Origin of the sequence: Nocardia sp. NPDC023852 (assembly GCF_040639505.1) — a bacterium.
Taxonomy (GTDB): Bacteria; Actinomycetota; Actinomycetes; order Mycobacteriales; family Mycobacteriaceae; genus Nocardia.
In genome coordinates, this window is sequence record NZ_JBFAAB010000001.1 from 542484 (window position 1) to 567585 (window position 25102).

Annotated in this window: 24 protein-coding genes; 14 read left to right on the forward strand and 10 right to left on the reverse strand. The window is 66.6% G+C overall.

The genetic code is table 11. The features are described from left to right. Positions 1 to 74: 74 nt before the first annotated feature. Positions 75 to 1082 carry a glucose-6-phosphate dehydrogenase (coenzyme-F420) gene (gene fgd, locus AB0H00_RS02390; RefSeq protein WP_357259490.1) on the forward strand — a complete coding sequence of 336 codons (1008 nt, stop codon included), beginning with the start codon at positions 75 to 77 and terminating at the stop codon, positions 1080 to 1082. A 174-nt stretch (positions 1083 to 1256) separates the two neighbouring features. Here fgd and AB0H00_RS02395 read toward each other — a convergent pair whose 3' ends face one another. Together AB0H00_RS02395 and AB0H00_RS02400 are read right to left on the reverse strand one after the other, a co-directional pair. Then, a complete protein-coding gene (locus AB0H00_RS02395; RefSeq protein WP_357259493.1) occupies positions 1257 to 2984 on the reverse strand; it encodes an SMP-30/gluconolactonase/LRE family protein in 1728 nt (575 codons plus the stop codon). A gap of 259 nt (positions 2985 to 3243) precedes the next feature. Further along, complete coding sequence (locus AB0H00_RS02400) at positions 3244 to 3750, reverse strand: nitroreductase/quinone reductase family protein (RefSeq protein WP_357259496.1); 507 nt, start codon at positions 3748 to 3750, stop codon at positions 3244 to 3246. A gap of 184 nt (positions 3751 to 3934) precedes the next feature. Here AB0H00_RS02400 and pta point away from each other — a divergent pair, with 184 nt between their 5' ends. Next, a complete protein-coding gene (gene pta, locus AB0H00_RS02405; protein WP_357259499.1) occupies positions 3935 to 6007 on the forward strand; it encodes a phosphate acetyltransferase in 2073 nt (690 codons plus the stop codon). Between the two features lie 252 nt (positions 6008 to 6259). Then, complete coding sequence (locus AB0H00_RS02410; RefSeq protein ID WP_357259502.1) at positions 6260 to 7471, forward strand: acetate kinase; 1212 nt, start codon at positions 6260 to 6262, stop codon at positions 7469 to 7471. Positions 7472 to 7506: 35 nt separating this feature from the next. On the opposite strand, the gene AB0H00_RS02415 is transcribed toward AB0H00_RS02410, so the two are convergent. Genes AB0H00_RS02415 through AB0H00_RS02425 form a run of 3 tightly spaced genes read right to left on the reverse strand, consistent with a single transcriptional unit; the run spans position 7507 to position 12530 of the window. After that, entirely contained in the window at positions 7507 to 10104 is a 2598-nt protein-coding gene (locus tag AB0H00_RS02415; protein WP_357259505.1) for a tetratricopeptide repeat protein, read from the reverse strand. 6 nt (positions 10105 to 10110) lie between these two features. Beyond that, positions 10111 to 11094, reverse strand: coding sequence for a transporter substrate-binding domain-containing protein (locus AB0H00_RS02420; protein ID WP_357259508.1), 984 nt, complete (start codon positions 11092 to 11094; stop codon positions 10111 to 10113). Next, positions 11091 to 12530, reverse strand: coding sequence for a hypothetical protein (locus AB0H00_RS02425; RefSeq protein ID WP_357259510.1), 1440 nt, complete (start codon positions 12528 to 12530; stop codon positions 11091 to 11093). Before AB0H00_RS02425 ends, AB0H00_RS02420 begins: the two co-directional genes overlap by 4 nt. 130 nt (positions 12531 to 12660) lie before the next feature. Here AB0H00_RS02425 and AB0H00_RS02430 point away from each other — a divergent pair, with 130 nt between their 5' ends. After that, positions 12661 to 13356 carry an NUDIX hydrolase gene (locus tag AB0H00_RS02430; protein WP_357259512.1) on the forward strand — a complete coding sequence of 232 codons (696 nt, stop codon included), beginning with the start codon at positions 12661 to 12663 and terminating at the stop codon, positions 13354 to 13356. Positions 13357 to 13383: 27 nt separating this feature from the next. On the opposite strand, the gene thiE is transcribed toward AB0H00_RS02430, so the two are convergent. Further along, positions 13384 to 14082 (reverse strand): thiamine phosphate synthase, encoded by a 699-nt coding sequence (thiE, locus tag AB0H00_RS02435; RefSeq protein WP_357259515.1) that lies wholly within the window; start codon positions 14080 to 14082, stop codon positions 13384 to 13386. A gap of 56 nt (positions 14083 to 14138) precedes the next feature. Between thiE and thiO the strand changes: the two genes are divergently transcribed. The 3 genes from thiO to AB0H00_RS02450 are packed head-to-tail and all read left to right on the forward strand — an operon-like array spanning position 14139 to position 16196. Then, on the forward strand, positions 14139 to 15212 hold the full coding sequence (thiO, locus tag AB0H00_RS02440; protein WP_357259517.1) for a glycine oxidase ThiO: 1074 nt from the start codon (positions 14139 to 14141) through the stop codon (positions 15210 to 15212). After that, the gene (gene thiS, locus AB0H00_RS02445) at positions 15209 to 15427 is read left to right on the forward strand and encodes a sulfur carrier protein ThiS (protein ID WP_357179722.1); all 219 of its coding nucleotides are present in this window, start codon (positions 15209 to 15211) and stop codon (positions 15425 to 15427) included. The genes thiO and thiS overlap by 4 nt, the downstream gene beginning before the upstream one ends. A gap of 10 nt (positions 15428 to 15437) precedes the next feature. Further along, positions 15438 to 16196, forward strand: a complete 759-nt coding sequence (locus AB0H00_RS02450; protein WP_357260406.1) for a thiazole synthase — start codon at positions 15438 to 15440, stop codon at positions 16194 to 16196. A 27-nt stretch (positions 16197 to 16223) separates the two neighbouring features. Here the strand turns inward: AB0H00_RS02450 and AB0H00_RS02455 are convergent, their stop codons facing one another. Further along, entirely contained in the window at positions 16224 to 16469 is a 246-nt protein-coding gene (locus tag AB0H00_RS02455) for a Smr/MutS family protein (RefSeq protein WP_357259520.1), read from the reverse strand. 212 nt (positions 16470 to 16681) lie between these two features. Between AB0H00_RS02455 and AB0H00_RS02460 the strand changes: the two genes are divergently transcribed. From AB0H00_RS02460 to AB0H00_RS02470, 3 genes are all read left to right on the forward strand, one after another. Further along, complete coding sequence (locus AB0H00_RS02460; protein ID WP_357259523.1) at positions 16682 to 17059, forward strand: RidA family protein; 378 nt, start codon at positions 16682 to 16684, stop codon at positions 17057 to 17059. Positions 17060 to 17313: 254 nt separating this feature from the next. Next, positions 17314 to 18672: a cytochrome P450 gene (locus tag AB0H00_RS02465; protein WP_357259526.1), complete on the forward strand. Its 1359-nt coding sequence runs from the start codon at positions 17314 to 17316 to the stop codon at positions 18670 to 18672. A gap of 328 nt (positions 18673 to 19000) precedes the next feature. Beyond that, complete coding sequence (locus AB0H00_RS02470) at positions 19001 to 19948, forward strand: hypothetical protein (protein WP_357259529.1); 948 nt, start codon at positions 19001 to 19003, stop codon at positions 19946 to 19948. Positions 19949 to 19952: 4 nt separating this feature from the next. On the opposite strand, the gene AB0H00_RS02475 is transcribed toward AB0H00_RS02470, so the two are convergent. Beyond that, positions 19953 to 20426, reverse strand: coding sequence for a DUF6194 family protein (locus tag AB0H00_RS02475; protein ID WP_357259532.1), 474 nt, complete (start codon positions 20424 to 20426; stop codon positions 19953 to 19955). 62 nt (positions 20427 to 20488) lie between these two features. Here AB0H00_RS02475 and AB0H00_RS02480 point away from each other — a divergent pair, with 62 nt between their 5' ends. Beyond that, positions 20489 to 21202: a MerR family transcriptional regulator gene (locus AB0H00_RS02480; protein WP_357259535.1), complete on the forward strand. Its 714-nt coding sequence runs from the start codon at positions 20489 to 20491 to the stop codon at positions 21200 to 21202. A gap of 110 nt (positions 21203 to 21312) precedes the next feature. On the opposite strand, the gene AB0H00_RS02485 is transcribed toward AB0H00_RS02480, so the two are convergent. Beyond that, positions 21313 to 22071 (reverse strand): alpha/beta hydrolase, encoded by a 759-nt coding sequence (locus tag AB0H00_RS02485; RefSeq protein WP_357259537.1) that lies wholly within the window; start codon positions 22069 to 22071, stop codon positions 21313 to 21315. A gap of 108 nt (positions 22072 to 22179) precedes the next feature. Between AB0H00_RS02485 and AB0H00_RS02490 the strand changes: the two genes are divergently transcribed. The 3 genes from AB0H00_RS02490 (at position 22180) to AB0H00_RS02500 (ending at position 24595) form a co-directional block, all read left to right on the forward strand. Next, positions 22180 to 22608, forward strand: coding sequence for an SRPBCC family protein (locus AB0H00_RS02490; RefSeq protein WP_357259540.1), 429 nt, complete (start codon positions 22180 to 22182; stop codon positions 22606 to 22608). A 215-nt stretch (positions 22609 to 22823) separates the two neighbouring features. Beyond that, entirely contained in the window at positions 22824 to 23834 is a 1011-nt protein-coding gene (locus AB0H00_RS02495) for an ATP-binding cassette domain-containing protein (protein ID WP_357259543.1), read from the forward strand. Further along, a complete protein-coding gene (locus tag AB0H00_RS02500; RefSeq protein WP_357259546.1) occupies positions 23834 to 24595 on the forward strand; it encodes an ABC transporter permease in 762 nt (253 codons plus the stop codon). The genes AB0H00_RS02495 and AB0H00_RS02500 overlap by 1 nt, the downstream gene beginning before the upstream one ends. A gap of 242 nt (positions 24596 to 24837) precedes the next feature. On the opposite strand, the gene AB0H00_RS02505 is transcribed toward AB0H00_RS02500, so the two are convergent. Next, complete coding sequence (locus AB0H00_RS02505; RefSeq protein ID WP_357259549.1) at positions 24838 to 25068, reverse strand: hypothetical protein; 231 nt, start codon at positions 25066 to 25068, stop codon at positions 24838 to 24840. Positions 25069 to 25102 lie beyond the last annotated feature (34 nt).

Consider the following 25102-nt stretch of genomic DNA (forward strand, 5'->3'; position numbering starts at 1 on the left):
CCAGTCGCACAAGAGTTGGCTACTGTCGACGACGGATCGCGACGACGGCGAAACGAAACGCGAGGAGCATGCAGATGAGCGGACTCAAGCTCGGTTACAAGGCATCGGCGGAGCAGTTCGGCCCCCGTGAACTCGTCGAGATCGCGGTACTGGCCGAGGAACACGGCCTGGACAGCGCCACGGTGAGCGACCACTTCCAGCCGTGGCGGCACAAGGGCGGGCACGCGCCGTTCTCGCTGGCCTGGATGGCCGCGGTCGGCGAGCGCACCCAGCGCCTCCAGCTCGGAACCTCCGTGCTCACCCCCACCTTTCGATACAACCCCGCGGTGATCGCCCAGGCCTTCGCCACCATGGGTTGCCTGTACCCGGATCGGATCATGCTCGGGGTAGGCAGCGGTGAGGCGCTCAACGAGATCGCCACCGGGTACACCGGCGAATGGCCCGAATTCAAGGAGCGCTTCGCCCGTTTGCGCGAGTCGGTCGACCTGATGCGCGCGCTGTGGACCGGCGACCGCGTCGACTTCGACGGCGAGTACTACCGCACCGTCGGCGCCTCCATCTACGACGTGCCCAAGGGCGGCATCCCGATCTATATCGCCGCGGGCGGCCCGCTGGTCGCTCGATACGCGGGACGCGCGGGCGACGGCTTCATCTGCACCTCGGGCAAGGGCATGGACCTTTACACCGAGAAGCTGATGCCCGCGGTCGCCGAGGGCGCGGCGAAGGTCGACCGCACCGTCGAGGACATCGACCGGATGATCGAGATCAAGATCTCCTATGACACCGATCCCGAACTGGCCCTGGAGAACACCCGCTTCTGGGCCCCGCTCTCCCTGTCCGCGGAGCAGAAGCACAGCATCACCGACCCGATCGAGATGGAAGCCGCCGCCGACGCGCTGCCGATCGAACAGATCGCCAAGCGCTGGATCGTCGCGAGCGACCCCGACCAGGCCGTCGAACAGATCAAGCCGTACCTCGACGCCGGCCTCAACCACCTGGTCTTCCACGCGCCCGGTCACGACCAGCGCCGCTTCCTCGACCTGCTCCAGCGCGACCTCGCGCCACGCCTGCGCGCACTCTGAATCGAGCGCTGTCCTCGGTCGCCGAAACGGGTTATACGCGACCCATATCGGCTGTCCTGGAAGTTCGCACCGGAACCGAATACACCTCGGCGACTCGATGGAGCTGTGCGTCAGCTCGTCGGCCGGGAGAACCGCAGCGGCGAGGTGGTCTGCCGAGTTGCGAGCTGTCATAGCTCATCGGGCGACGAGTTTTGTGACGCTGCCGTCAGCGGGGTTGCTGAGGACGATGGTGCCGGGCACCGGAATTGCGACATCCGCGGTGTAGTTGAGGAAGGGCAAAGTGGTAATCCCGCGAACGTTCATCTGGAACCCGCTGGCAACGGTGCTTCGCGCCCCGCTTGTGGGGTTGATGCGGGTGATGCGGCCCGCGCCGGCTTCGGCCACCAGCAGGCTGCCATCCTGATCCACGGCGACCCCTTCGGGGATGGCCAGCCCGGTCGCAACGATCGTCGGCGCACCGCCGGACACGGGCGCGCTCAGCACTGTTCCGCTGTCGCTGTCCGACGCATAGACAACCCCTTTGCTCGCGTCGAACGCGAGGCCGCCAACCGAGCGGAATCCCTCCATAATCGGCACCGGGACGCTCGACCCGCCATCGATACGGACCGAGAGCACCGAGCCGAGGCCTTGATCCGCCACCAAGAGCATGCCGATCGGCCCTTGGCGTACGTGCCACGGAGCGACGAACCCCTGGGCCACGGTAGCGCGGCTGCCCGTGTCGAGATTCAACCGCGTGATCTTCCCTGTAGTCAGCCAGTCGGTCAGGTAGACGTCCTGGCCGATCCGTACCGCGCTCGGCGTGATCGTCTGCACGCTGTCGAGGGCGAATCGGGACAGCCGCTCGACCTGCCCGTTGGAGTGGATGCTTACGACCGACACCATGTCACCGGCGACGAATCCCCCATCTCCGGTGGAGTTCAGCGAGACCGGTGCCGACAGCGGACCGGCCCTGAGAACCGGCACGAGCTCGCGGGTGCTTACATCGACCCGACGTACGTCGCCACGCACGAAGTTCGACACATACATGGTGCCATCGCCAGCGATCACGACGTTGTCCAGTCCCGGCTCCCCTTGGCCGATCAGTGTCTTGTCCGATGGTGCTGTAGCCGACCGGCTGACTTTCCACACCTTGCCGCTACCCGCTTCCAGCACTATCAGCGGCTCCGCCGGGTCGATCTGCGGCGGAACCACTTTCACCGCCGTGACCGGGGTGTCGAAACTCACGCCGAGGCGAGTGACCTGGCCGGTGTCGACGTTCGCTACCGCGATCCGGCGAGCGTACATCTCGGGGACGTAGGCTAGGCCGTCCGAGGCGAAGGCAAATCCCTCCGGAACCTCGAGGCCGCGTACCACCGGAATGGCCGGGACGACTCCCGCAGGGTCGACGGCCCACAGCGACCCCGTCGAGCCCGGTGCGAACTGGAGATCGCTGACGTACAGCCGGTCGCCGCGGAACGCGATCCCGTTCGGGCCGGTAGCGCCGTCGGTAATGGCGGTTCCCACGGTTGTGTGATTGCCGCCGTCGAGGGGCATCCGCACGACAGACTTCGTGAACACGCTCGTGAAGTACAGATTTCCGTCCGGGCCGATGGTGAGGTCGTCGGGTGTATGTGTCTGATCGGTGGTTGGGTCGGTGTCGTCGGCGATGCGGGTGAGCTGTCGCGAAGCCAGGTCGACGCGCGTCACCCGATTGAAAAACGCCTGCGCAACGAAGAGTCGACCTTGGGCATCGAGTGCCAGGCCGTTGGTCGCGGGGAGCGAATTCGGTTCCACGACCTGCTGGTCCTGGTATCCGGGCGCGCTCACCGACTGCCGCATGATCGTAGGGCTGCGTACTGCCATCTCGGTGATCGATTCCGCGGCCGCGGGTACGCCGCTGCCGACCATCCCCATCACACACATGACGACAAGGCTCGCCCGGCTTCTGAGCCCGGCTGGTCTCGGCCACGGCAAGATCCAATTCGTTCCCGATCCGACAGTCGACGAACGAAAGGATGAAAAACGCTGCCCGACCATGGCCTAGCCCTTCCGACCACTGGTTTGCGGTCTCGCCGCGGCAACGATAATGCTGTGGGTCCGTTTGCGCGACTCGACCGTGAAGGCCGTGAGGCAAGTCCTTCGAGCGGCTACGAACGGCGAAAGACCTCTGGAGCGGGGAATTTCAGACGCGGCGTAGGGCGAAGATGCGGAGGTCGCGGGTTGTCCGGGAGCGGTAGACGGCGTAAGCGCCGGCGATGTCGACGAAGCGGGTGAAGACGGCGTCTTTGTCCGGACCTTCGACCGGGGTGGCGGTGACGTCGATGCGTTCGCCTGCGATGGCGACCGTCGCGGTGGGGTTTGCCAGGAGGTTAGCGGTCCAGGCGGGGTGGTGTGCCTGGCCGAAATTGCTGCCGATCACGTAGAGCGTGTCGCCGTCGTGCACATACAGCAGCGGCTGGGTGCGTGGCCGCCCGGACTTGCGGCCGATGGTGGTGAGCAGGATGACCGGCGCGCCGATCGGGCCGAGCAAGGTGTACTTGGCGTGGGTGCGTTCCAGGACGGCACGGTCCAGCGGAGTGATCGCGCGGATCAACCGGGAGCCCGGCTTCGTCGCCGCCAATCTATTTGCCGCGCGGGCCAATACATTCGTGCGCGAGCCCCACTGCCGATCTGGAAACTGCTCAGCCATGCCCGGACTATAGCGGGCCGGAAGACCCCGCGATGGAGAGTCGGCGGGAGCACTCGAGCAGCCCCCTTCGTACCGACGGTCGGTGCTGGTGTCCGGCACGGGGTCGACACACCGAGCGATCGCGACCGCTGATCACGCTTTCGCGGCGGGGTCCGAATGCCGCTCGTTGATTAAGCTCTCGGGCATGGCCGATAATGCTCCATCAGCGGTGTATATCGCCGCACCGGAGGGCGACACCGGAAAGTCGACGGTGGCCCTCGGGGTGCTCCAGATGTTGTGCGCGACAACCGCGCGGGTCGGGGTTTTTCGGCCGATCACGCGATCGACCACCGAGCCCGATTACATCCTGGAGCTGCTGCTCGAGCACAGCACGGCGGACATCGACTACGCGCAGGCCATCGGCACGACCTATGAGCAGGTGCATGCCGACCCGGACGCGGCGATCAGCGAGATCGTTCTGCGCTTCCATCAGGTCGCGGAGGTATGTGACGCGGTGGTGGTGGTCGGCAGCGACTACACCGACGTGGCCAGCCCCAGCGAGCTGCGCTTCAACGCCAGGATCGCGGTCAACCTGGGCGCACCGGTGCTGTTGGTGGTGCGTGGCGCCGGCCGCACGCCGGATGAGGTGAAGCACCTGGCCGAACTGTGCGCCACCGAGTTGTCGCACGAGCACGCACAGCTGGTCGCCATCATCGCCAACCGCTGCGGACCGAAGCAACTGGACGAGGTGCGTTCGGCGCTGCGTGGCTTCGATATCCCTTCCTGGACGCTGCCCGAGGTCCCGTTGCTGATCGCTCCGACCATGGCCGAGCTGTGCTCGGCCATCGACGGCGAAATGTACAGCGGCGACCAGGAATTGCTGCAGCGCGAGGCGCTGGAGATCATGGTCGGCGGCATGACGGCCGAACACATCCTGGAGCGCCTGGTCGAGGGTGTTGTGGTGATCGCGCCGGGCGACCGGTCGGACGTGCTGCTGAGTGTCGTGAATGCTCATGAGGCGGAAGGCTTTCCATCGCTGTCGGGCATCATCATGAACGGCGGCATGCTGCCGCACCCCGCGGTGGCGCGGCTGATGACCGGCCTCAAACCCAAGCTGCCGATCCTCACTACCGAACTGGGCACCTACGACACCGCGGGCGCCGCCTACCGCACCCGCGGCCGCATGTCCGCGGGCAGCCCGAGCAAAGTGGACACCGCGCTCGCCCTGATGGAAGAGCACGTCGACGCGACGGAGTTGTTGCGGCGCGTCGAGGTTCCGCTCACGTCGGTGGTCACACCGCAGATGTTCGAATACCAGCTCATCGAGCGCGCGCGGGCCGACCCCAGGCGGATCGTCTTGCCCGAGGGCGAGGACGACCGCATCCTGCGCGCGGCGGGGCGGGTCCTGCAGCGCAGGATCGCCGACCTGGTCATCCTCGGCGATGAGACGGCCGTGCGCGCCCGCGCCGCCGAACTCGGCGTGGACATCTCCGCCGCGCAGGTGCTCGACCCGCGCGGTTCCGACCACCTCGGCGATTTCGCGGCCGAGTACGCCGAGCTGCGCAAGCACAAGGGCATAACGCTGGAACGTGCCCGCGAAACCATGACCGACATCTCGTATTTCGGCACCATGATGGTCTACAAGGGGATCGCCGACGGAATGGTCTCCGGCGCCGCGCACACCACCGCGCACACCATCCGTCCGTCGCTCGAAATCATCAAGACGGTGCCCGGCGTCTCCACCGTCTCCAGCGTGTTCCTCATGTGCCTGGCCGACCGAGTGCTCGCCTATGGCGACTGCGCGGTCGTCCCGGATCCCACTTCGGAGCAGCTGGCCGACATCGCCGTCTCGTCCGCGGCGACCGCCGCGCGGTTCGGCATCGAACCGCGGGTGGCGATGCTGTCCTACTCCACCGGCGAGTCGGGCAGCGGCGCAGATGTGGACAAGGTGCGCGTCGCGACCGAGCTGGTGCGTGAGCGGGCGCCGGAACTGCTGGTGGAGGGCCCTATCCAGTACGACGCCGCGATCGAGCCGACCGTCGCCGACGCGAAGCTGCCGGGTTCCGAGGTCGCCGGGCATGCCACGGTGTTCGTGTTTCCCGACCTCAATACCGGCAACAACACCTACAAGGCGGTGCAGCGCAGCGCCGGTGCGATCGCGATCGGTCCGGTGCTGCAGGGTCTGCGCAAACCCGTCAACGACCTGTCTCGCGGTGCGCTGGTCGCCGACATCGTCAACACCGTGGCGATCACCGCCATCCAGGCGCAGGACGACTGAGGTGGGCCGGACTGCCTGCCCCGGAACAATCGCGCATGCGATCGTGGTTGCTGAGCGGGTGCGGGAAAACCCGACCGGGTGCGGGTGTCCGGCAAGATACAGGAGGTGTGATGAGAGACAATCGCGCAGCGCTCATCGACGCCGACCGGGTGCGGGTGTCCGGCAAGATACAGGAGGTGTGATGAGAGACAATCGCGCAGCGCTCATCGACGCCGACCGGGTGCGGGTGTCCCGCAAGATACAGGAGGTGTGATGGGCAGGGGTGCCGAAGGCCTGGTACTGGTGATCAATTCCGGCTCGTCGTCCATCAAATATCAGCTCCTGGATCCGGAGTCGAGCGTGGTGGCGGCTTACGGGACGGTCGAGCGGATCGGTGAGGACGACGGGGCGATCGAGCATCACGCCCACGGCGAGACCACCGTGCGTTGCAGGCCGATCGCCGACCACACCACGGGGTTGCGCCTGGTCTTCGACATGTTCTCGGCGACAGGACGCGATCTGGTACGGGAGGATGTGCGCGCGGTAGGCCACCGGGTGGTGCACGGCGGCGAGGTGTTCTACCGGCCGACGCTGATCGACGACTCCGTGGTCGACGCGATCTCCGAATTGTCCGCACTCGCGCCGCTGCACAACCCGGCCAACGTGGCCGGCATCGAGAGCGCGCGCGAGCTGTTGCCGGGCGTGCCGCAGGTCGCTGTGTTCGACACCGCCTTCTTCCACAGCCTGCCCGACGCCGCGAAGACATATGCGATTGATGCTGAATTGGCTGCGGCACACGGTATCAGGAAGTATGGATTCCATGGCACGTCGCACGAGTACGTGTCCGGTCGGGCCGCCGCGCTGCTCGGGCGTGACCCTGCCGAACTGAACCAGATCGTCTTCCACCTGGGCAATGGCGCGTCCGCCTCCGCCATCCGCGGCGGGCGACCGATCGATACGAGCATGGGCCTCACCCCGCTCGAGGGGCTGGTAATGGGCACCAGGCCAGGGGACCTCGACCCGGGTATCGTGCCGCATCTGGCTCGCTCCGCGCGCCTGGACATCGACCAGATCGATGCCCTGCTCAACCGGGACTCAGGTATCAAGGGCCTGTCCGGCGTGAACGACTTCCGGGAGCTACAGCGCCTCATCGACGGTGGAGACCGGACCGCCCGGCTCGCCTATGACGTGTACATCCACCGGTTGCGGCGCTACCTCGGCGCGTATTTGGTGGAGCTCGGCGGCGTCGACGCGATCACCTTCACCGCAGGTGTCGGCGAGAACAGCCCGCAGGTGCGCGCTGATGCCCTCGCCAACCTAGCCCGATTCGGCATCGAGGTGGACCAGACCGCGAATACGGCGAATGACCGTGGCGCCCGGCATATTTCCCCACCCGAGGCGCCGGTCGCGGTGCTGGTGGTGCCCACCAACGAGGAGTTGGCGATCGCCCGCGCCGCACATCGCGTGGTCGCCGAGACCACCTAGTCAGGTGTTCGAGCTCGCGCCGCGCCGATCGAGATCTAAAGCCAGGTTTTCGCGCGGATCAAGTTCGCCAGGTCGACCAACGCATAGCGGTGGTTGCGGTCCGTCGCGCTGCGGGCAAGGGAACGAAGACCGGTTTCGATTCCTGCCCGCAGTTCGCGTTCGGTGAAGGGAACATTGAACAGGGTCGTGTCCGGGCGCTTCGGCGTGTTGCCCGCCTGCAGCCAGGCCAAAGCCGCGCCGCGGACCAGTACCCTCATCTGCACCGCACGACCCTCGGCCACCGGCAGGCTGAGTACCCGCGACGCCGAGATGTGCAGGGTTGCCTCGTCGAGCTCAGCCACCGGTGTGGCGGTGAGCATGAGCAGAACGGCGGTCATCCGCGCTGTGGTGAAATGCCTTGACGCGGCGGGCACTTCGTCCAGCGCCTGCACGGCATCGGCTACCCGGTCCACCGCCGTCAGCTGCCTGGCCAGGCCGAAAGCGGCGCTCACCACGGCACGGTCGGTGCGCCATACGGTCTCGTAGGACTTCTGCGCGTAGGAGCGCCACTGCATGGGGTCCGGAGCATCCCAGTGCTGGAGGATGAGTTCGGCGGTGGCGGCTAGTGCCAGTTTCGGGGCGATTTCGCCAGGCAGTACCCGAAGGACCTCGTCGAAGGTCGCGAAAGCTCGCTCATACTCCCGGTCGAGCAATTCGGCGAGTCCGCGATACCAGCGCACCCGCCAGTCGCGGTCGGATAGGGAAGCGAGCAGGTGCAGCACGGCGGACGATTCGCGCAGGTCGATCCGTATCCGCGCTTCGGCCAAGGTGAATTCCAGAGCCGATGCCTCCAGTGCGTTCTCCGGATCGGCCTCGACGCGCGCACGCGCGTCCCGCAGCGCTTCGAGGGCCTGCGCGGGTTCGGGATGCACTGTAGCGGCGAGCAGGGACGTGGACGGCTCGGTCGGGTCGAGCAGCGGAATGGGCAGCGCCGCGACCACTTCGCGGGGATCGAGCTCGGTGCTGCGGGCGCGGCCGTCCGCGTAGGCGTCGGTCTGGCTGATCAGTTCCTCGGTGCCGAAGCTGGCGCGCGGCGGACTGAAGACAGTCGACAACCGGGGGTGCTCGGTATCGTTTTCCAACGCAAGGATTTCGCGCAGCACACCCCACATCTGGGCGGACATCGCCTTGGCCGAGGGAAAACGGCGATCCGGGTCCGGGTCGGTGGCGCAGAGCAGCAAGCGATGAAAGAACTTGTAGCGCGCCAATACCGGCTCGTCGGCGACCTCCGGCAACCCGTCGAGATAGCGTCCATGCTGCATCGGCAAATTCAGGGTGAGCACCGCGAGGGTGCGGCCGACAGTGTAGATGTCCGAGGCCACGGTGGGGCCGGTTCTCGTGATCTCAGGTGCCTGGAAGCCCCTGGTGCCGTAGAGGTTTCCGTACGCATCAATGGTGGCGACGGCGCCGAGGTCGAGCAGCTTCACCTGGTCTTCGGTGACCATGACGTTGTCCGGCTTGAGGTCGTTGTAGGTCAGACCCGTCGAGTGCAGGTATTCCAGCGCGGGCAGAATCTCCAGCAGGTAGGCGATCGCCTCGGGTACCGGCATGCGCTGCGGGCGCTGGTAAGTGTTCAGGATATCGCGCAGCGAGCGCCCGCCCACATACTCCATGACGATGTAGCCGACGGGTGTGCCGTCGGAGCCGGTGTGTTCGACGAAGTTGTAGATCTTGACGATGCTGGGATGCGCCACCTCGGCCAGGAATTGTCGCTCGGCGACCGCCACCGCCTGGGCTTCGGCATCGCCGGCGTGCAGCAGGCCCTTGAGCACCACCCAGCGGTCGCTGACGTTGTGGTCGATCGCAAGGTAGATCCAGCCGAGACCACCGTGGGCGAGACAGCCCTGGATCTCGTACTGTCCCGACACCATGTCGCCCGCGTGCAGCGAGGGCCGAAAATCATAGGGCGCCTCGCACGTTCGGCAGACGCCCGCCGTCGTCGCGGGCCGAGTCGCCGTCGCCCGGCCGACCGGATTGCCGCAGCGCCAGCAGAATCGCTTGCCCTCGGAGACCACGGGATCGGCGAGCACGGCGTCGCGCGGATCGGCGGGCGTGACCGTCGGAATCTGCACCAGCCCTGCGCCGAGCCGTCGCACCGTCGGGTGCGACCGCGCGGTCCGCGCATTCCGCCCCGAGGTGCGCGCCGTTGCCGCCGAGTTCGGCTCCGAATCCGTTCGCCGTGCGCCGACAACGCCTGCCGCGACGGTGCCCATTGCCGTGGTCGGCGGCGCGGTCCTCGGTTTGTCGCGCGCCATCTCGGTGCTCTGCCCGCCTCGTTCGGCGGCGGTTGTTTCGGCCGCGAACGCTTGTGTTTCCACGGGGCCCTGATCGGCGTCTCCCGTACCCGACTCCGCTTCGGCAGAACGCGAACCAACATGGGTAGAACTGGAACGCGCTTCCTCTGCTTCCTGGTCACCCTTTGACTCGCCATGCACAGGCAGCTCGACCGAACCCGCATTCCGATCCGCACCCGGATATCTGCCGAGTAGTCCGGTGTACCCGCCCGCTGTCGCCGCCCCGGACAGTTCAGGAGAACCCGGCCCTCCGGCGGCGGTTTCGTCCGCGTCGGAATCGGGGTCGGGCCGGGTGTCCATTGCTCGTCAGTCTTGATAGGTGGGTGGGGGAGGAGCTGGGACGGGGCCGAGCACGGTGAGGTACTCGTGGTAGATGCGGCTCCAGGTGCCGTCATTGCGGATCCGGTCCAGGGTGCCGTTGACGAATCGGACGAGATCATCGGAGCCCTTGGGGATGCCGATGCCGTACGGCTCGACGCTGATGCTGTTGCCGACCAACTCGGTGTACGGGTCCTGCGAGGCAAGCCCGGCGAGGATGGCGTCGTCGGTGCTCACCGCGTCGACCTGGCGTTGCTGCAAAACCACGAGACAGTCCGCCCAGGTGGGCACGGTGAGGATGGTCGCAGTGGGCTGTTCGCGACGGACGTGGTCCAGCGAAGTGGTGCCGGGCACGATGCAGACTCGTCGGCCCGCCAGGTCGGCGAGACCGTTGATCCCGGAGTTCTTCACCGCGAGCACACGCTGGTGGGCTTGGAGATAGACGGTGGAGAAGGCGACCTTTTCCCGCCGCTCACAGTTGATCGTCATGGTCTTGGCGACCAGGTCGACGGTGTGGTTCTGCAGCGCGGTCTCGCGTTCGGCCGAGCCGAGACTGCGGAATTCGATCATGTCCGGGCTGCCGAGCAGGTCGCGGGCGACCTCCCTGGCGATGTCGGCGTCGAAACCGACAACGGCGCCGGAGACCGGATCACGGTAACTGAACAGATTGCTTCCGGTGTCCAGGCCGACGAGCAGCCTGCCGCGCGCCCGGATCGCATCGATCACCGGTCCGCGCGCGGCGCCGCCTGCTTCGGTAGGGCGCAGACTCGCGGTGGGGTCCCCGCACTGTGGCGTTTTCGGTGACGGCGGCACCGGCGAATCCGTCAGCACCGGAATCGCTTTGGCGGGCAGCGGGGGTGCGGTGTACTCGGGTGACCTGGTCGGCAGCGGCGCGCTGGAGTCGCTCGCGCAGCCGCTCGCCAGCGCCGTCACGACGAGGAGGACTATAAGGATGCCGCGCGCGGATCTCATCGGTACTCCCGAAGCCGGGGCCAAATGCCGAGTCCGACATAGCCTGCCGCCAGAATGCCCAGCACCATCGCACCCGCCCCGAGGAAGTCCAGCACGCGGGCCGCCTGGGAAATGTCCCCGCGCAGAGTGTCCCGTGTCTCGGTGATGCCCTGCTCCAGCGAGTGGTCCAGAGCGCTGACCTGCGCGGTGGCGTCCGCAGAGCCCGCGCCGGTCGCGACGGAGGCCGCGCTGTTGAAGTCGCCGCGGGCGAGCGCCTCGTTCATATGCTGATGGGCCACCCGCCAACGGGCGAGCGCCGGAACCGCGTTGCGTACCTCGGCGGCCGCGGGTGCGGAGCCGGGGTAGCCGCCGAGCAGGTCGGCCAGCCGCTCGATGTCCGCGTCGAAGGTGCGGTCGTAGTCGCCGGTGGCGTCCCTGCGCACCAGCTTCAGCGTTTCCGCCGCCCGCGCCTGCTGCGCCAGAATCCGGCTTTCGGTCAGCCGCGAGGAGGGCACCGCTCCGTCGTCACGGGCACGGATCATCGACGTCGCCGACACCGAACCCGCGATCACCGTCCACGCCAGCAGAATCAGCATCCCGACGGACGCGAGCAGGAGCCCTGGATTGAGCACCCGCCGCCAGCGCCGCGCTAGATCCCGCTGCACCCAGACCAGCGCGCCGAGGGTGAGGATCAGTAGCACGATGGCCGGCCACGGCGGGCGCACGTGACTGCGCTGCGCGTCGGTCACGGCTGCCGAGCGGTGGGTCTGCAGTTCCTCGGCCATCGGCAGCAGCGTCGTCTGCATCTGGTTCGATGCCTCGCTCAAATAGGCGGCCCCGACCGGATATCCAGTGCGATTGTTCGTCCGTGCCGTCTCCACCAGACCCGAGTACACCGGAAGGCCGGTGATTATGCCGGTACGCAGCCGGGCATCCGGGTCGGCCGCCGCGTCCGGGCCGACGGCGCGGTCCGATTGGGTCACCAGCTCCGCCGCTGCCTCGCCCATGGCCTGGCTGTACCGATCGCGCACCGCCTGCGGCTCCAGTCCACCCGCGATGAACGCGGTGCTGGCCGCGGCGTCGGCGATGGACAACGAGGTGTAGAGCCGGTGCGCGGAATACGCGTCCGGTTCGGTGACGTAGAGCAGCACGTGCAGGCCCTGCTGGCGGTCGCTGACCGTCGCCGCGGTCACCGACCCTGCGGCCAGGCACAGGGTGATCAGCAGAAGGCCGACCGCGATCAGCCGTCCCGGCGATGATTTGGCGAAGGACCGCAGGTTGGCGGGGTCTAGGTGCTCGCGCATGAACGCGACCCGCAGCCCGCTCGGATTGTCCCGATCGCCGGGTTCGGCAGCGGACGAAGGCCGGAGTTCGGCTGTCGTCTGCTCGGTGCGAGTCATGTCCACCTCCCCAGTCTGGGCCGCGTGCGCGGATTTCTCGACGGGCCGATCGGACATTCGATCGCTCCGTGCGTGTTGGTGCGGAGTTTATTGTGGTCATACTGGCGCCGCGGCGTGTGCAACACCCCCGATTGGGAGCAATGCGAGGGGCGAGGCACTGTCGTAGCTGGATGAGGATAGGTACGAGATGCGTGGTGACGGTGACGGTTGGTCACATGGCCCGGACGGATTGCGGTTCTGGGGCCGCTTCGGCGCTGCCGGTCTTCTGTTGCGCGCTCCGCTCGCCGGTGGCGGTTCGGCGGTGCTGCTGCAGCACCGCGCGCCGTGGAGTCATCAGGGCGACACCTGGGCGTTGCCCGGCGGAGCCCGCGACAGCCACGAGACCACCGTGCATGCCGCGGTCCGCGAAGCATGGGAGGAGGCGGGCATCGATCCCGCCGACGTCCGGGTGCGCGGCGAGCGTGTGACCGCGTCTGCCCTGAGTGGCTGGACCTACACCACGGTGGTCGCCGACGCCGTCACGACCTTGCCGACCAGCCTCGATCGGGAGAGCACCGAGCTGGCCTGGGTCGCCGAAGGCGAGGTGGACGCCCGTACGCTGCATCCCGGTTTCGCCGCCGCGTGGCCGACCCTTCGCGCCGCGCCTGCCTGGGTGCGCCTCGCGGAGATCGAGGACGACGGTGCGGTGGCTGCCGTCCTTCCGCGCACACTCGATCTAGCCGAGCAGGGCTTCGTCTGGCTGCATTCGGATCCGGACGGTCCAGGTGACTACGCCAGGATCGTGCTTACGGCGAATCAGCCGGCGGCCGCTGGGCCGACAACCGACGGGAACACCGCGCTGGACACCGTGCTCTCGCTCACGCGTAGCCAGCTGCTTTCCTGATACACGGGTTTACGCGTTACACAGTGTTTACGCGTTCGCGAGCAGTGCCGCCTTCAGTTCGCGCGCCGCGGCCTCCGGATCACGCGCCTCGGTGATCGCTCGCACCACGACGATCCGTGTCGCCCCAGCCTCCAGCAATTGGGGGAGGTTCTCCGCGTTGATTCCGCCGATCGCGAACCACGGCCGGGTCGGATGGGCGTCGCCGGTCGAACGCACCAGCTCGAGTCCGGCCGCCTGCCTGCCCGGCTTGGTCGGCGTAGCCCACACCGGCCCGGCGCAGAAGTAATCGATGTGCTCATCGATCGCGGCGAGGCCCGCCTGGGCGCGGTTGTGGGTGGACCGGCCGATCACCACGTCCGGTCCGAGAATCCGGCGCGCGTACCAGGGCGGGAGATCGCCCTGCCCGAGATGCAATACGTCGGCGCTCGCGGCCAGCGCGAGGTCGGCGCGATCGTTGACCGCCACCATGGCGCGGTGCCTGCGCGCGGCCGCCTTCAATTCGGCGAGCGCACCGAGCTCGGCCCTGGCCTCCAACGGACCGAACTTCGCCTCTCCGGGCGATCCCTTATCCCTGAGCTGGATGATATCGACGCCGCCTGCGAGCGCTGCCTCGGCGAACTGGGCCAGGTCGCCCCGCTCCCTTCGGGCGTCGGTGCAGAGATACAGCCGCGCGTTTGCCAGACGCTCCCGGGGCGATGCGGTTCGATTCGGGTGGGAGGGTTGCACGTGTTCGACCGTAGCCGCGCTACCGTGGGGAAGCGAATAGGAGGCAGGTGGATCGGATGCGGACTCTGGCCGTCGTCGGTGGCGGCGCCATCGGGCTCGCCGTGGCCTGGCGGGCCGCGGAGGAGGGTTGGTCGGTCACCCTGTTGGATCCCGCCCTCGGTACCGGCGCCTCCTGGGTGGCCGGGGGGATGCTCGCCCCGCTGTCCGAGGGCTGGCCGGGGGAAGAGCGGGTGCTGGAGTTCGGTGCCGCCTCGCTGGCCCGCTGGCCCGAATTCGCCGCCCGGCTGGACGCCGCGACCGGGGTCTCGGTCTTCGTCGCCGACGAGACCATGACCGTCGCGCTGGACGCGGCCGATGCCGCCGACCTGCACACTGTGGCCGACTGGGTCGGTGGTCGCGGCCACGAACTGCGGATGCTGGATCGCGCTGGAGTCCGGGCGCTGGAACCGTCCCTGGCGCGCACGGTGCGCGCCGCCCTGCTCGCGCCCACCGAACCCGCCGTCGACAACCGTGGGCTGATGACGGCCCTGCGTCGGGCAGCCGACGCGGCGGGCGTGCTGGTTCGTGCCGAGTCCGTAGACCTGCTGACGCATCTTCCGCACGACCAGATCGTGCTCGCCGCGGGCGCCGCCTCGGCCAGGTTGTGGCCCGAGCTGCCGGTGCGTCCGGTCAAGGGCGAGATCTTGCGCCTGCGCCACCGCCCGGGCGTCGCTCCCGCGCCGCGGCGCGTGATCCGGGCCAGGGTGCACGGCAGGGCGGTATACCTGGTTCCGCGCGCCGACGGGATCGTCGTCGGCGCAACGCAGTACGAAGCGGGTTTCGACACCGCGGTCACCATCGCGGGCGTGCGCGATCTGATCGCCGACGCGGAGGCGGTGTTCCCCGGCATCGGCGAATACGAGCTGGCCGAGGTGAGCGCGGGCTCCCGGCCCGGCAGCCCGGACAACCTGCCGCTGATCGGCAGGCTCACCGACCGGATCGTCGCGGCCACCGGGCACGGCCGCAACGGCATGCTGACCATGCCGCTCACCGTGGACGCGGTACTGAGCCTGCTCGGCGGGGCAACGCTGCCCGAAGCGGAAGTCGCCGACCCGCAGCGCTTTTCGACGACTGTAGGAGGAATTCGATGACGCTGTCATCCGTCCCCATCGGTGTCACGGTGAATGGCGACGACCACGAGTTCGCCGAACCGCTCACCGTGCGCGAGCTTTTGGCGCGCCTGGACCTGCCATCCCAGGGCGTCGCGCTCGCGGTGGACGGCGCCGTGTTCCCGAAGTCGCGGTGGAACGAACCAGTCGGCCGCGGCTGGCAGATCGAGGTGCTGACGGCGGTCCAGGGTGGCTGAGGAATCCGGTGTGGCCGACGCCCCGCTGCGGATCGCCGACCGCGAGTTCGGCTCCCGCCTGATCATGGGAACTGGTGGCGCGGAGAGTCTCGCCGTGCTCGAGGAGGCACTGATCGCCTCGGGTACCGAGCTGACCACCGTCGCCATGCGGCGGATCGATGCCGGGGGCGGCACCGGCGTGCTCGACCTGCTGAAGCGGCTGGATATCGCGCCGCTGCCGAACACGGCGGGCTGCCGCACCGCGGCCGAGGCGGTGCTCACCGCACAGCTGGCCCGCGAGGCGCTGGACACCAACTGGGTGAAGTTGGAGGTGGTCGCCGACGAGCGCACCCTGCTGCCCGACCCGATCGAATTGCTCACCGCCGCAGAAAAACTCGTCGATGACGGTTTCGTCGTACTGCCCTACACCACCGACGACCCGATCCTGGCCCGCCGCCTGGAGGACGCCGGCTGTGTAGCGGTGATGCCGCTCGGTTCGCCGATCGGCACCGGCCTCGGCATCGGCAACCCGCACAACATCGAGATGATCGTCGCCGAAGCGAAGGTCCCGGTCATCCTGGACGCGGGCATCGGCACCGCGAGCGACGCCGCCCTCGCTATGGAACTCGGCTGCTCGGCCGTGCTGCTGGCGACCGCCGTGACCAGGGCACGTCGGCCCGAGCTGATGGCCGCCGCCATGGCGGACGCGGTGCGTGCCGGGTATTCGGCGCGCTTGGCCGGGCGCATTCCGAAAAGATTCTGGGCTCAGGCATCGTCTCCGGCGCTCTGATCCGACGAGAAAGCTCACAACCTGCGCCTACGTGAAGTACACGAGGACACGGCCGGAGTTGTTCGGATCGGGTTCCCGGCGGGCGTACAGCTTCTTGATGTGCTTCTGGTCGAGGAAAGCCAGAACGCGGCTTTGGAGCTGGCCCGAGCCTTTCCCGGGGATGATCTCGGCGACGGGCGTCCCGGACTTGGCGGCCCTGATGAGGAACTGCCGCATGGCGACATCGATGTCGCGGTTGCTGCGAAAGATCGGATGCAGATCCAAACTGAGCACAGATCGACCCCTTCAACGTTGTTCAAGCGTGAAGCCAGCGTAGGTGCGGCCTCACCCACTGCCAAGAGACGCCCACCTTCACCGGTGGTGGCAAGCCGGTCGGATCGCGACTCGATCCGTGCGACCGTGCCGTGCCGCCGGATTCGGCGGCATCGGTGCCGACCGGTCCCATACCGTAGACCGAGAATCCCTCTACGAAAGGAATCCAGTTCATGCCGAACCGCGAAGCCCTGCGACCGGCTGGTCTCGCCGTACCGAAACCGCCCTACTCGAGCGTGATCGTGAGCGGAGACTTGGTTTTCACTGCCGGCCAGGCACCGTTCGACAGTGACGGCAAGCTTGTTTCCGTGGACTTCGCCGAGCAAACCCACCAGACGCTGCGCAACCTGCGTAGCTGCCTGGAGGCGGCCGGCTGCGGATTCTCCGATGTTCTGAAGGTAACGGCCTACATCGTCGACCCGGCGGACTTCACCGCGTTCAACGAGATCTATCGGCAGTACTTCACCGAGCCGTATCCCGCTCGCACCACCATCGTCTCCAACCTTCTGGGGTTCAAGGTGGAGATAGAGGCCATCGCGCGTAAACCGTAGCCGGGCGGGCGAGGGTGGTTGGGCATCTCTTCGACGACCGCCATCGGTTCGAGAGAGCAGAGCACCGCAATGCGATCGATCCTCTGGCGCGCCATGCGTAGTCGACCGCGTCCATCACGGAGAGTGGGCCGGATCAACGTAGCCCGGGATGGTTTACGTGCCTGCGAAGGTGGGTAAGCCGTTGCGGGAGCCAGCCTTCGGTCACATTCGGCAAACCGTGGCGAGTATCGACGCTGTCGGTTTTACTTGCTGTTGTGTCCTCCACTTCCGCCGCTGTCACCGGGCTGCCCCCGGTGGTCACAGGCCGCCTCCGTAATACCAAACGCTTCGTCACCGACCCGATTACGTTCCTCTCCGACTCTATGACTCAGCACGGCAACGTTTTTCAGTTCCAGCTGATCAACGGGAGTATGGTCGGGATCACCCATCCGCACCACATCAAGTACATCTTGCAGGAACGCATGGCGAACTTCACCCGTGAGACCCAGATGTACGACATCATCGAACCGTTCATCGGACGCGGGCTGGCGTCCATTGCCGACCACAACCGCTGGCGACGCAACCGGCGCCTCGTCCAGCCCGCCTTTCACCACAAGAAGATCAGTGCGCTCAGCGAGACCATGGTGGCCGAGATCGACGCCATGTGCGACGAATGGGCTGAACATGCCCGTGCCGGACGGACGGTCAATATCGGCGAGCAGATGAGCCACCTCACGTTGCGGATCGTAGTGCGGGCGCTGTTCGGATTGGATCCGCAAGGCCCGGAGGTCACCGGCTTCTCCGCCGCGACGCAGCGGCTGAATGCCGAATTGGGGAAGTTCGTCCGTATGCCGTTGGTCCCCTTGAAGTTTCCGACGCCGAGCCACCGCCGATTCTGGCGGGCCATCGACGAGATGGACGCCATCGTCTACACGGTGATCAACAAGCTGCGCGACACCGACAGCAATGGCTTGCTGGCCATGCTCATGAACTCCACGGATGCCGATACCAACGAGAATTTCACCGACCGGGAGCTGCGCGACGAGGTCGTCACCATGCTCTTCGCCGGTCACGAGACCAGCTCCTCGGCTCTGACGTCCGCCATTCTGCTGCTGCAAGTGCATCCTGAGGTGCGTCAGCGGTTGCGCGATGACGTCGACACCGCGTTGGCCGGCGGGCACGCCACCATGTCCGACCTGCCCGCGCTTTCTTACAGCAAGCAGGTGATGGAGGAGGTGTTGCGGCTCAAACCGCCGGCGTGGATGGGACAACGCCGCGCCGACGAGGACGACGAGATCGGCGGCTTCCGCATTCCGGCAGGCACTACAGTGATGTTCAGTTACTACCACGCACACCGGAACCCCGAGTGTTGGGACCAGCCGGACACCTTCGACCCGGACCGCTTTACCGCCGACGCGGTCGCTGCCCGTGACCGGAACGTGTACTTGCCCTTCGGTGCGGGCGGACACCTCTGTATCGGCAACGCGTTCGCGATGATGGAGATGCAGCTCGCGCTCTCGACCATTATGCGGCGGTTCGAATTGACCATCGAGAACCCGGACCTCACCCCCACTTCCGCGTTGACCCTCAACACCAAGTACCCGGTTATCGCGAGGCTGACCGAACGGCAATAGCGCTGCGAACAGGGCCGTTCGAACCGCCCCAGCGAGTTCAGGCCTTCGATGGACTCGCCGGGGCGGTTCGATGCTGTCGCCGGCTTCATTTCCGTCCCCGGCCGCTTGCGGTTCGGTCAGGTCTGTTCGCTCATGTCGCTCGCTATCTGCGAGTTTGCCGAAAGCTCGGAGATGAATTGCGGCGCAACGAGTCTGGTGTGCTGTAATCGCACTGCGTTATGGTGCAGCATCTTCACAGGCACACGAATTTCATCTTCGAGACCCAGAGGGGCTTATGGTTTTCCGCGCCGAGACGGCACAACTCCGACGTACAGCGCCCCGGCTCGCCATGACGTTTGCCGCTGCCACGGCCCTGACGGCTGTGGGCGCGGCTCCTGCTCTCGCCGATCCGATCACCGATGCGCTGCCGACCGGGGTGGAGGCGAGTTTCGTGATCTTCGATCGCACGACCGGCGCCTCGAGTGTGCAATTCGACGCACACAAGCAGTACCGGGCCGCGTCGGTGGTCAAATTGCTCATCGCGCTCGACTATCTGGAATCCCATGATCCACAGGCCATTTCGTTCGAAGATTCGGCCCGATTGCAGGCGATGCTGCGCTCCAGCGACGACGACGCCGCCAGCTACCTGTGGATCGAGAACGGGTGGGACCAGATCATCGAACGGATGGTCGCCAAGCTCGGCCTGACCGACACCATGCCACCCGCGGACCGCGGGATGTGGGGCTACACCGCGATCAGTGCCGCCGACGTAGTGACGACCTATCGCTATATCCTCGACACTGCGAGCCCGGCCGTCCGTGACTTCATCATGAGCAATCTGCACGAATCGACGAAATGCGGTCAGGATGGATTCGACCAATCCTTCGGCATAGCCCGCGCCCTCGCCAGGCCCGCCAGTGTCAAACAGGGCTGGTCCGGCTTTGGTGACGCACCCGAGCCCGACAACGAATGCGCACCCGAGAACCCGAAACCGCCGATTCCACCAGGGTCTCTCGACGCCGCCGCCGAGAGCCCCATCGTTATGGGGCGAGACGGCATCGATGAGAACTGGACCTTCACCGAGGGCGCCCCGCCCAGCGCACCCGCGATCAACCTCGGCAAGCGAGCCATGCACACCACCGGCACCGTCGGCGAACACGACGAGAAAATCATCGTTCTGCTGACTCTCGAACCAGCCGGAACCCCATGGGACGTCTCATCCCAACGCACCACTCTGCTCACCAAGGCCATCGATCTCGCACACTGGAGCGAGACAACTGGGCTGGGATCGTACTAACGCATCAGCTGCTCGTCGCCCCCGCGCGTCGCTCATAGCGTGAGCGTGCGAGGTCATAGGCCTTGTGGAGCAGCTCGCGGGTTGTCTTATCGGACCGCTGGCCGGGATTTACTATCGCGAGCCAGCCTGCGGAGCCGTAGACGGGGTGTGCGATCACGGTGTCGGTAATGCTGGGGTCGATGTCCATGGCTGCTTCGCGCGGCGCGTGGCCGGTCCACCGGATGAAGGATTCCTTCCCAGCGGCGATGTTGACGCGGAACGCATCCGGGTGGTCCAGGCGTGATTTCTCGTCGCCCGGGTAGTTCTTCGTAACGATCGTCGCGAAGGGTTGGGTCGCTTTCGGCACGACACCACTCGGTGAGTAGTAGAAGAACGTATCGCCCCAGCTGATCTCGGGCGAACCGTCGCCGGGTCCCGGCCTGAGGGTCAGGACTCCCTCGAGGTTCGATACGAAGCGGATGATCTCATCGATGGTCATGCCTTCCAGCGTTTCATTAAGGTGCTTGTGGAGACTTCGAGACGATTGACAGGGGAGGTGGGGTGTCGACCCTCAACTCGTCCATACGCACAGTCGATGTCGCGCGACGTGCCGGTTACTCCGTGCAACAGGTACGCAATCTCGAGCGCGACGGGGTGCTGCCGACCGCGATGCGGACAGCCGCGGGCTACCGCAGGTACGGCGAAATTCACCTGCGTTCCGCGCTGGCTTACCGAGCGCTGGCGGCCGGTGTCGGTCCGGTCGAGGCCAAGCGGATCGTTCGTGCCGTACACCGGGGGCCGGCCTCGCAGGTGCTTGCCTTGCTCGATGCGGCACACGCCCGACTCGATCGAGAGCGTAGGGATCTCGAGCTCGCCAAGGCGGCGGCCGAGGCGATCTCCGCCGAGCCGATCGCGGATGTCCGCGCATCGGACTCGATGAGCGTGTCCGAACTCGCTGCCGCACTCGGAGTGCGCCCGTCGACCTTGCGGCACTGGGACGCCGAGGGGCTCGCTGTTCCTGACCGCGTCTCCACCCAAGGAACGCGACGATATTCGCCGGCACAAGTTCGGGATGCTCGGATCGTTCACCAATTGCGCAGCGCCGGATACCGTATCGAAACCCTCCGCGTTCTGATGCCGAACTTGCCGCGCGGACGGTCGGAAGACGTCGTAGCCGCGCTGGCCGCCCGGGACGTGGGCATCGCGGCTCGCTCCCGTGCCCTGCTCGACGCCGCCGCCGCGCTCAGTGCCGTGATCTCGCTTGCGGCACAATAGCCGTCGGGAGAGCGCTGGACTGGGCGGTCGCGGCGGCGTGGCATCTCGCCCTGAGCGGTGGTGACGGCGAGGGTTACGTTTGGCCGGGCCCGCTCAGGTATCAAGATTCTTCAGCCCGCGGCAACGGTCTCTCGGTGATCGATACGGTCGGTCAGGAATTTCGCCACAGTGGCGGAGTAGGTGCCGGGATGGGAGAAGCGGAACATGTGACCGGTCCGCGCCAGCACGACCTCGGTCGCATCAGGAATACCGTCACGCATCACTGTGGCGGGGGCTTCGCCGACGATGACGTCGTGTTCGGGGGTCAGGATGAGGGTCGGGACCGAGACCTGGTCGAGTTTGTCGACGTAGTAAGCGGACAGGGCCGCGGTGATGCGGGCTCCATAGGACTCCGCAGGGGTGTTCTCCCGGAACACGCGGCGGCTTTCGGCCTCGTTCCAGGGAACCTGGCCCTCGCCGTCGAAGGGGGAGGCGAGGCGGTGGGCGTGGGCGCGCAGGACGATGTGCTGATAGGCGCCACCGCGCATCTTGCCCATGGTCCGCATTGCGGTGTTCCAGAACGGGGAGGTGACCGGGTTGGCCGCGAATCCGCCTGACATCACCAGCCCACGCAAACCCTTCGGCCGCCGAACCGCCAACGCCAGCGCGATCTGAGCGCCGAAGGAGTCTCCGATCAGAACATAGTTGTCGAGATCGGCGACAGCGTCCGCGACGAAGTCGGCATAGACCTCCATATTGTCGACGGCCTCGGGCAGCTTCAGCAGACGCGCGGGCCGCTCGCTCAGCGAGTCGAACCTGCTGATGTCCCATGGGGCACCGGACATGCAGGGGATGAAAACAAGGGTGGGGTTCTTCGATGCGTTCGCCATGGCAAAAACATTACACGACATACATGTCGTGTAATATGTTGCGTGAATCACATAGGCGCGCAGGGTTTTCACTGGAATACGCGCGGCCTCCGCACGCTTCAGGACGGCATGACAACCTTCGAGAACACGCTGACCATCAACCGCCCGATCGTCGACGTCTTCGCATACCTCGCGCAGTTCGAGAACGTTCCGCGCTGGAACTACGCCATCACCGAGACCCGTAAAATCTCGGCAGGCCCGGTGGGGGTGGGGTCGACCTATCGGCAGACCCGGTCGATTCCCGAACCAGCCGTGGAAGTGTTCGAGGTCACCGAATTCCAACCCACGCAACGGCTGCAGATCCGTGGCCAGTTGGGCCGATTCCCGGCTGTGGTGTCCTACGACCTGGAATCCGCCCCAGGCGGAACCTTGCTGCGAAACGCGATCGACCTCGAACTCCGCGGCCCCCTGCGACTCGCGAGCCCGATCGTCACAGCACAAGTCAAGTCGGCGGTAGCAGCCAATCTCGACGCCCTCCGACGACTACTCGAGACATAATTATGTGCTCTGAATGCTCAGTGACCGATCAATGTCGAGGAGGGTTGAACCCTTCTGGGCTCGGAGAAACCCTTTCGACTTCCAGGCCTCGGTGTCGTCTCCGGCGTTGGGAACCGCTCGTCGAGGCGCCCTGATGATGCCCTCATCCTCGAGGATGACCGAACTCGCCACTTTGTAGGGACGCGCACAGCCGCGTTTTGCGGAATGCTGGTCACATGATCGAGCTGAAAGGCCTGACCAAGCATTACGGGCAGACCGTCGCGGTACAGGATCTGACGTTCACCGTCCGACCAGGGCAGGTGACGGGGTTCCTGGGACCGAACGGTGCCGGTAAGTCGACCACCATGCGGATGATCCTCGGATTGGACAAGCCCACCGCGGGCACCGCGCTGATCCAGGGCAAGCCCTACCATGAGCTGGACCATCCACTGCGGATCGTCGGTGCGCTGCTGGATGCCAAGTGGGTGCATCCGAACCGGTCGGCGCGCGCCCACCTGGAGTGGATGGCCGCATCCAACGACATCGCCAAGTCCCGGGTGGAAGAGGTGCTTCGACTGGTCGGCCTGTCGGAGGTCGCGGGCAAGACCGCGGGCGGTTTCTCCCTCGGCATGTCGCAGCGGCTCGGCCTGGCCGGCGCACTGCTCGGTGACCCGCAGGTGTTGCTGTTCGACGAGCCGGTCAACGGGCTGGACCCGGAGGGCATCCTGTGGATCCGCCGGTTCATGCAGCGATTGGCCGCCGAGGGCCGCACGGTACTGGTCTCCAGCCACCTGCTTTCGGAGATGGCGCAGACCGCCGAGCACCTGGTGGTGATCGGTCGCGGCAAGCTCATCTCGGACTCGACCACGCAGGAGTTCATCGAGCGCGCCTCGGAGCAGTCGGTGCGGGTCCGCAGCCCACAGCTGGACCAGCTGCGCAGCGTGCTCACCTCGAACGGCATGACCGTCCGCGAGGACGGTGCGGGCGCCGACGGCCCCGCGCTCGTCGTCGCGAACGTGTCCAGCGACGCGGTCGGCAAGCTGGCGGGCGCGAACGACATCACGCTGTTCGAGCTGGCTCCCCAGCGCGCTTCGCTGGAGGAAGCGTTCATGCGGATGACCGGCGGTGCCGTGCAGTACCACGGTGAAGGATTCGATCAGGTGATGGGCCCGGAGGCGGCAGCCCGCGTATCCCCGCAGGGCACCGGGGACGCCGCGTCCTACACAGCGATGGGAGGTGCGCTCTGATGGGCGTGCTGGCAGCAGAACGAATCAAACTCACCTCGACCAGGTCGCCTTGGTGGTGCTCGGCGATAGTTGTCGTACTCGCGCTCGGCATGGCCGCCCTCCTCGCCTGGGTGGCGCGGGCGTCCTACGGCAAAGAGGGTTCGATCAACCTGACGGTCTCCACCGCGGTGGCCGGGATCAGCGGATTCGGCGTGATGGTCCTGATGATCATGGCGACGCTCACCGTGACGAGCGAATACCGCTTCGGCATCATCCGGACGACGTTCCAGGCCACTCCACATCGGGCCAAAGTCATTCTCACCAAGGCCGGGCTGGTCGGCGTGTACGGCGCGCTGCTGACGATTGTGCTGGTATTCCTCTCCTACCTGGTCGCCAAGGCGCTCGGTGGGGCGGATGCGGGCGCGACTTTGACACTGTCGACCGGGGACGACTGGCGCGAGGTCTACGGCATCCCCATCTACACGTTCCTGTGCGTCGTCCTCGCGGTCGGCATCGGCGTGCTGGTGCGACAGTCCGCTGCCGCGATCTCGCTGATCGTGCTGTGGCCGCTGCTCATCGAGGGCCTGCTCGGGGCATTCGGCAATTTCGGCCGCAACGTCACCCCGTTTCTGCCGTTCGCGAACGCGAGCCACTTCTACAGTGCTTCCCCTACCACCGCCAACTGGCACTGGGGGCCGGGGGGCAGCCTGCTCTACTTCACCGCGTTCGTCGCGATCGTGTTCGGCGCGGCCCTGGTCATGGTGAATCAGCGCGACGCCTAGCGCACAGCCACCCGAGTCGGTTTCCCTCGCCACTCGGGTTGTGGGGCGCCGACCTTGTCGGGAGGTCCGCGCGTCCTGCCCACCGCCTTCCACTGCCCGGTGGGCGGTGCGGCCATCGGTCCGGTGCGATACGTCGCGCCGGGCCGATCGTGCTTTCCTGGGGATTCGTGCTGTGGCATACATCGTGATTCATCGCTTCCGGCTCGCCACGCGAATCGGCGGCGACTGGCTCGGCCGCGACGCTAGCCGAGCCACCAGGCGAGGGCGCCTGCTGCCGCGAGGACGGCGCAGACCGCGAGCGCGATGGACAGCGGCCGAGCGGTCTTCCATGTGGTGTAGGTGCCGCCGAGGAGGAAGCCGGCCAGGGCGAAGAGAATGATCACGGCGACGTCGGTGGGCACGGTGCTTATCTTGCTCCATTCGGCCCCCGCCGCCGCCCTGCGGGTATTGCGGACCCGCGTGTCGCTTCTCATTGAATCTGGCGGGCCAGGGTGCCGCCGACCTGCG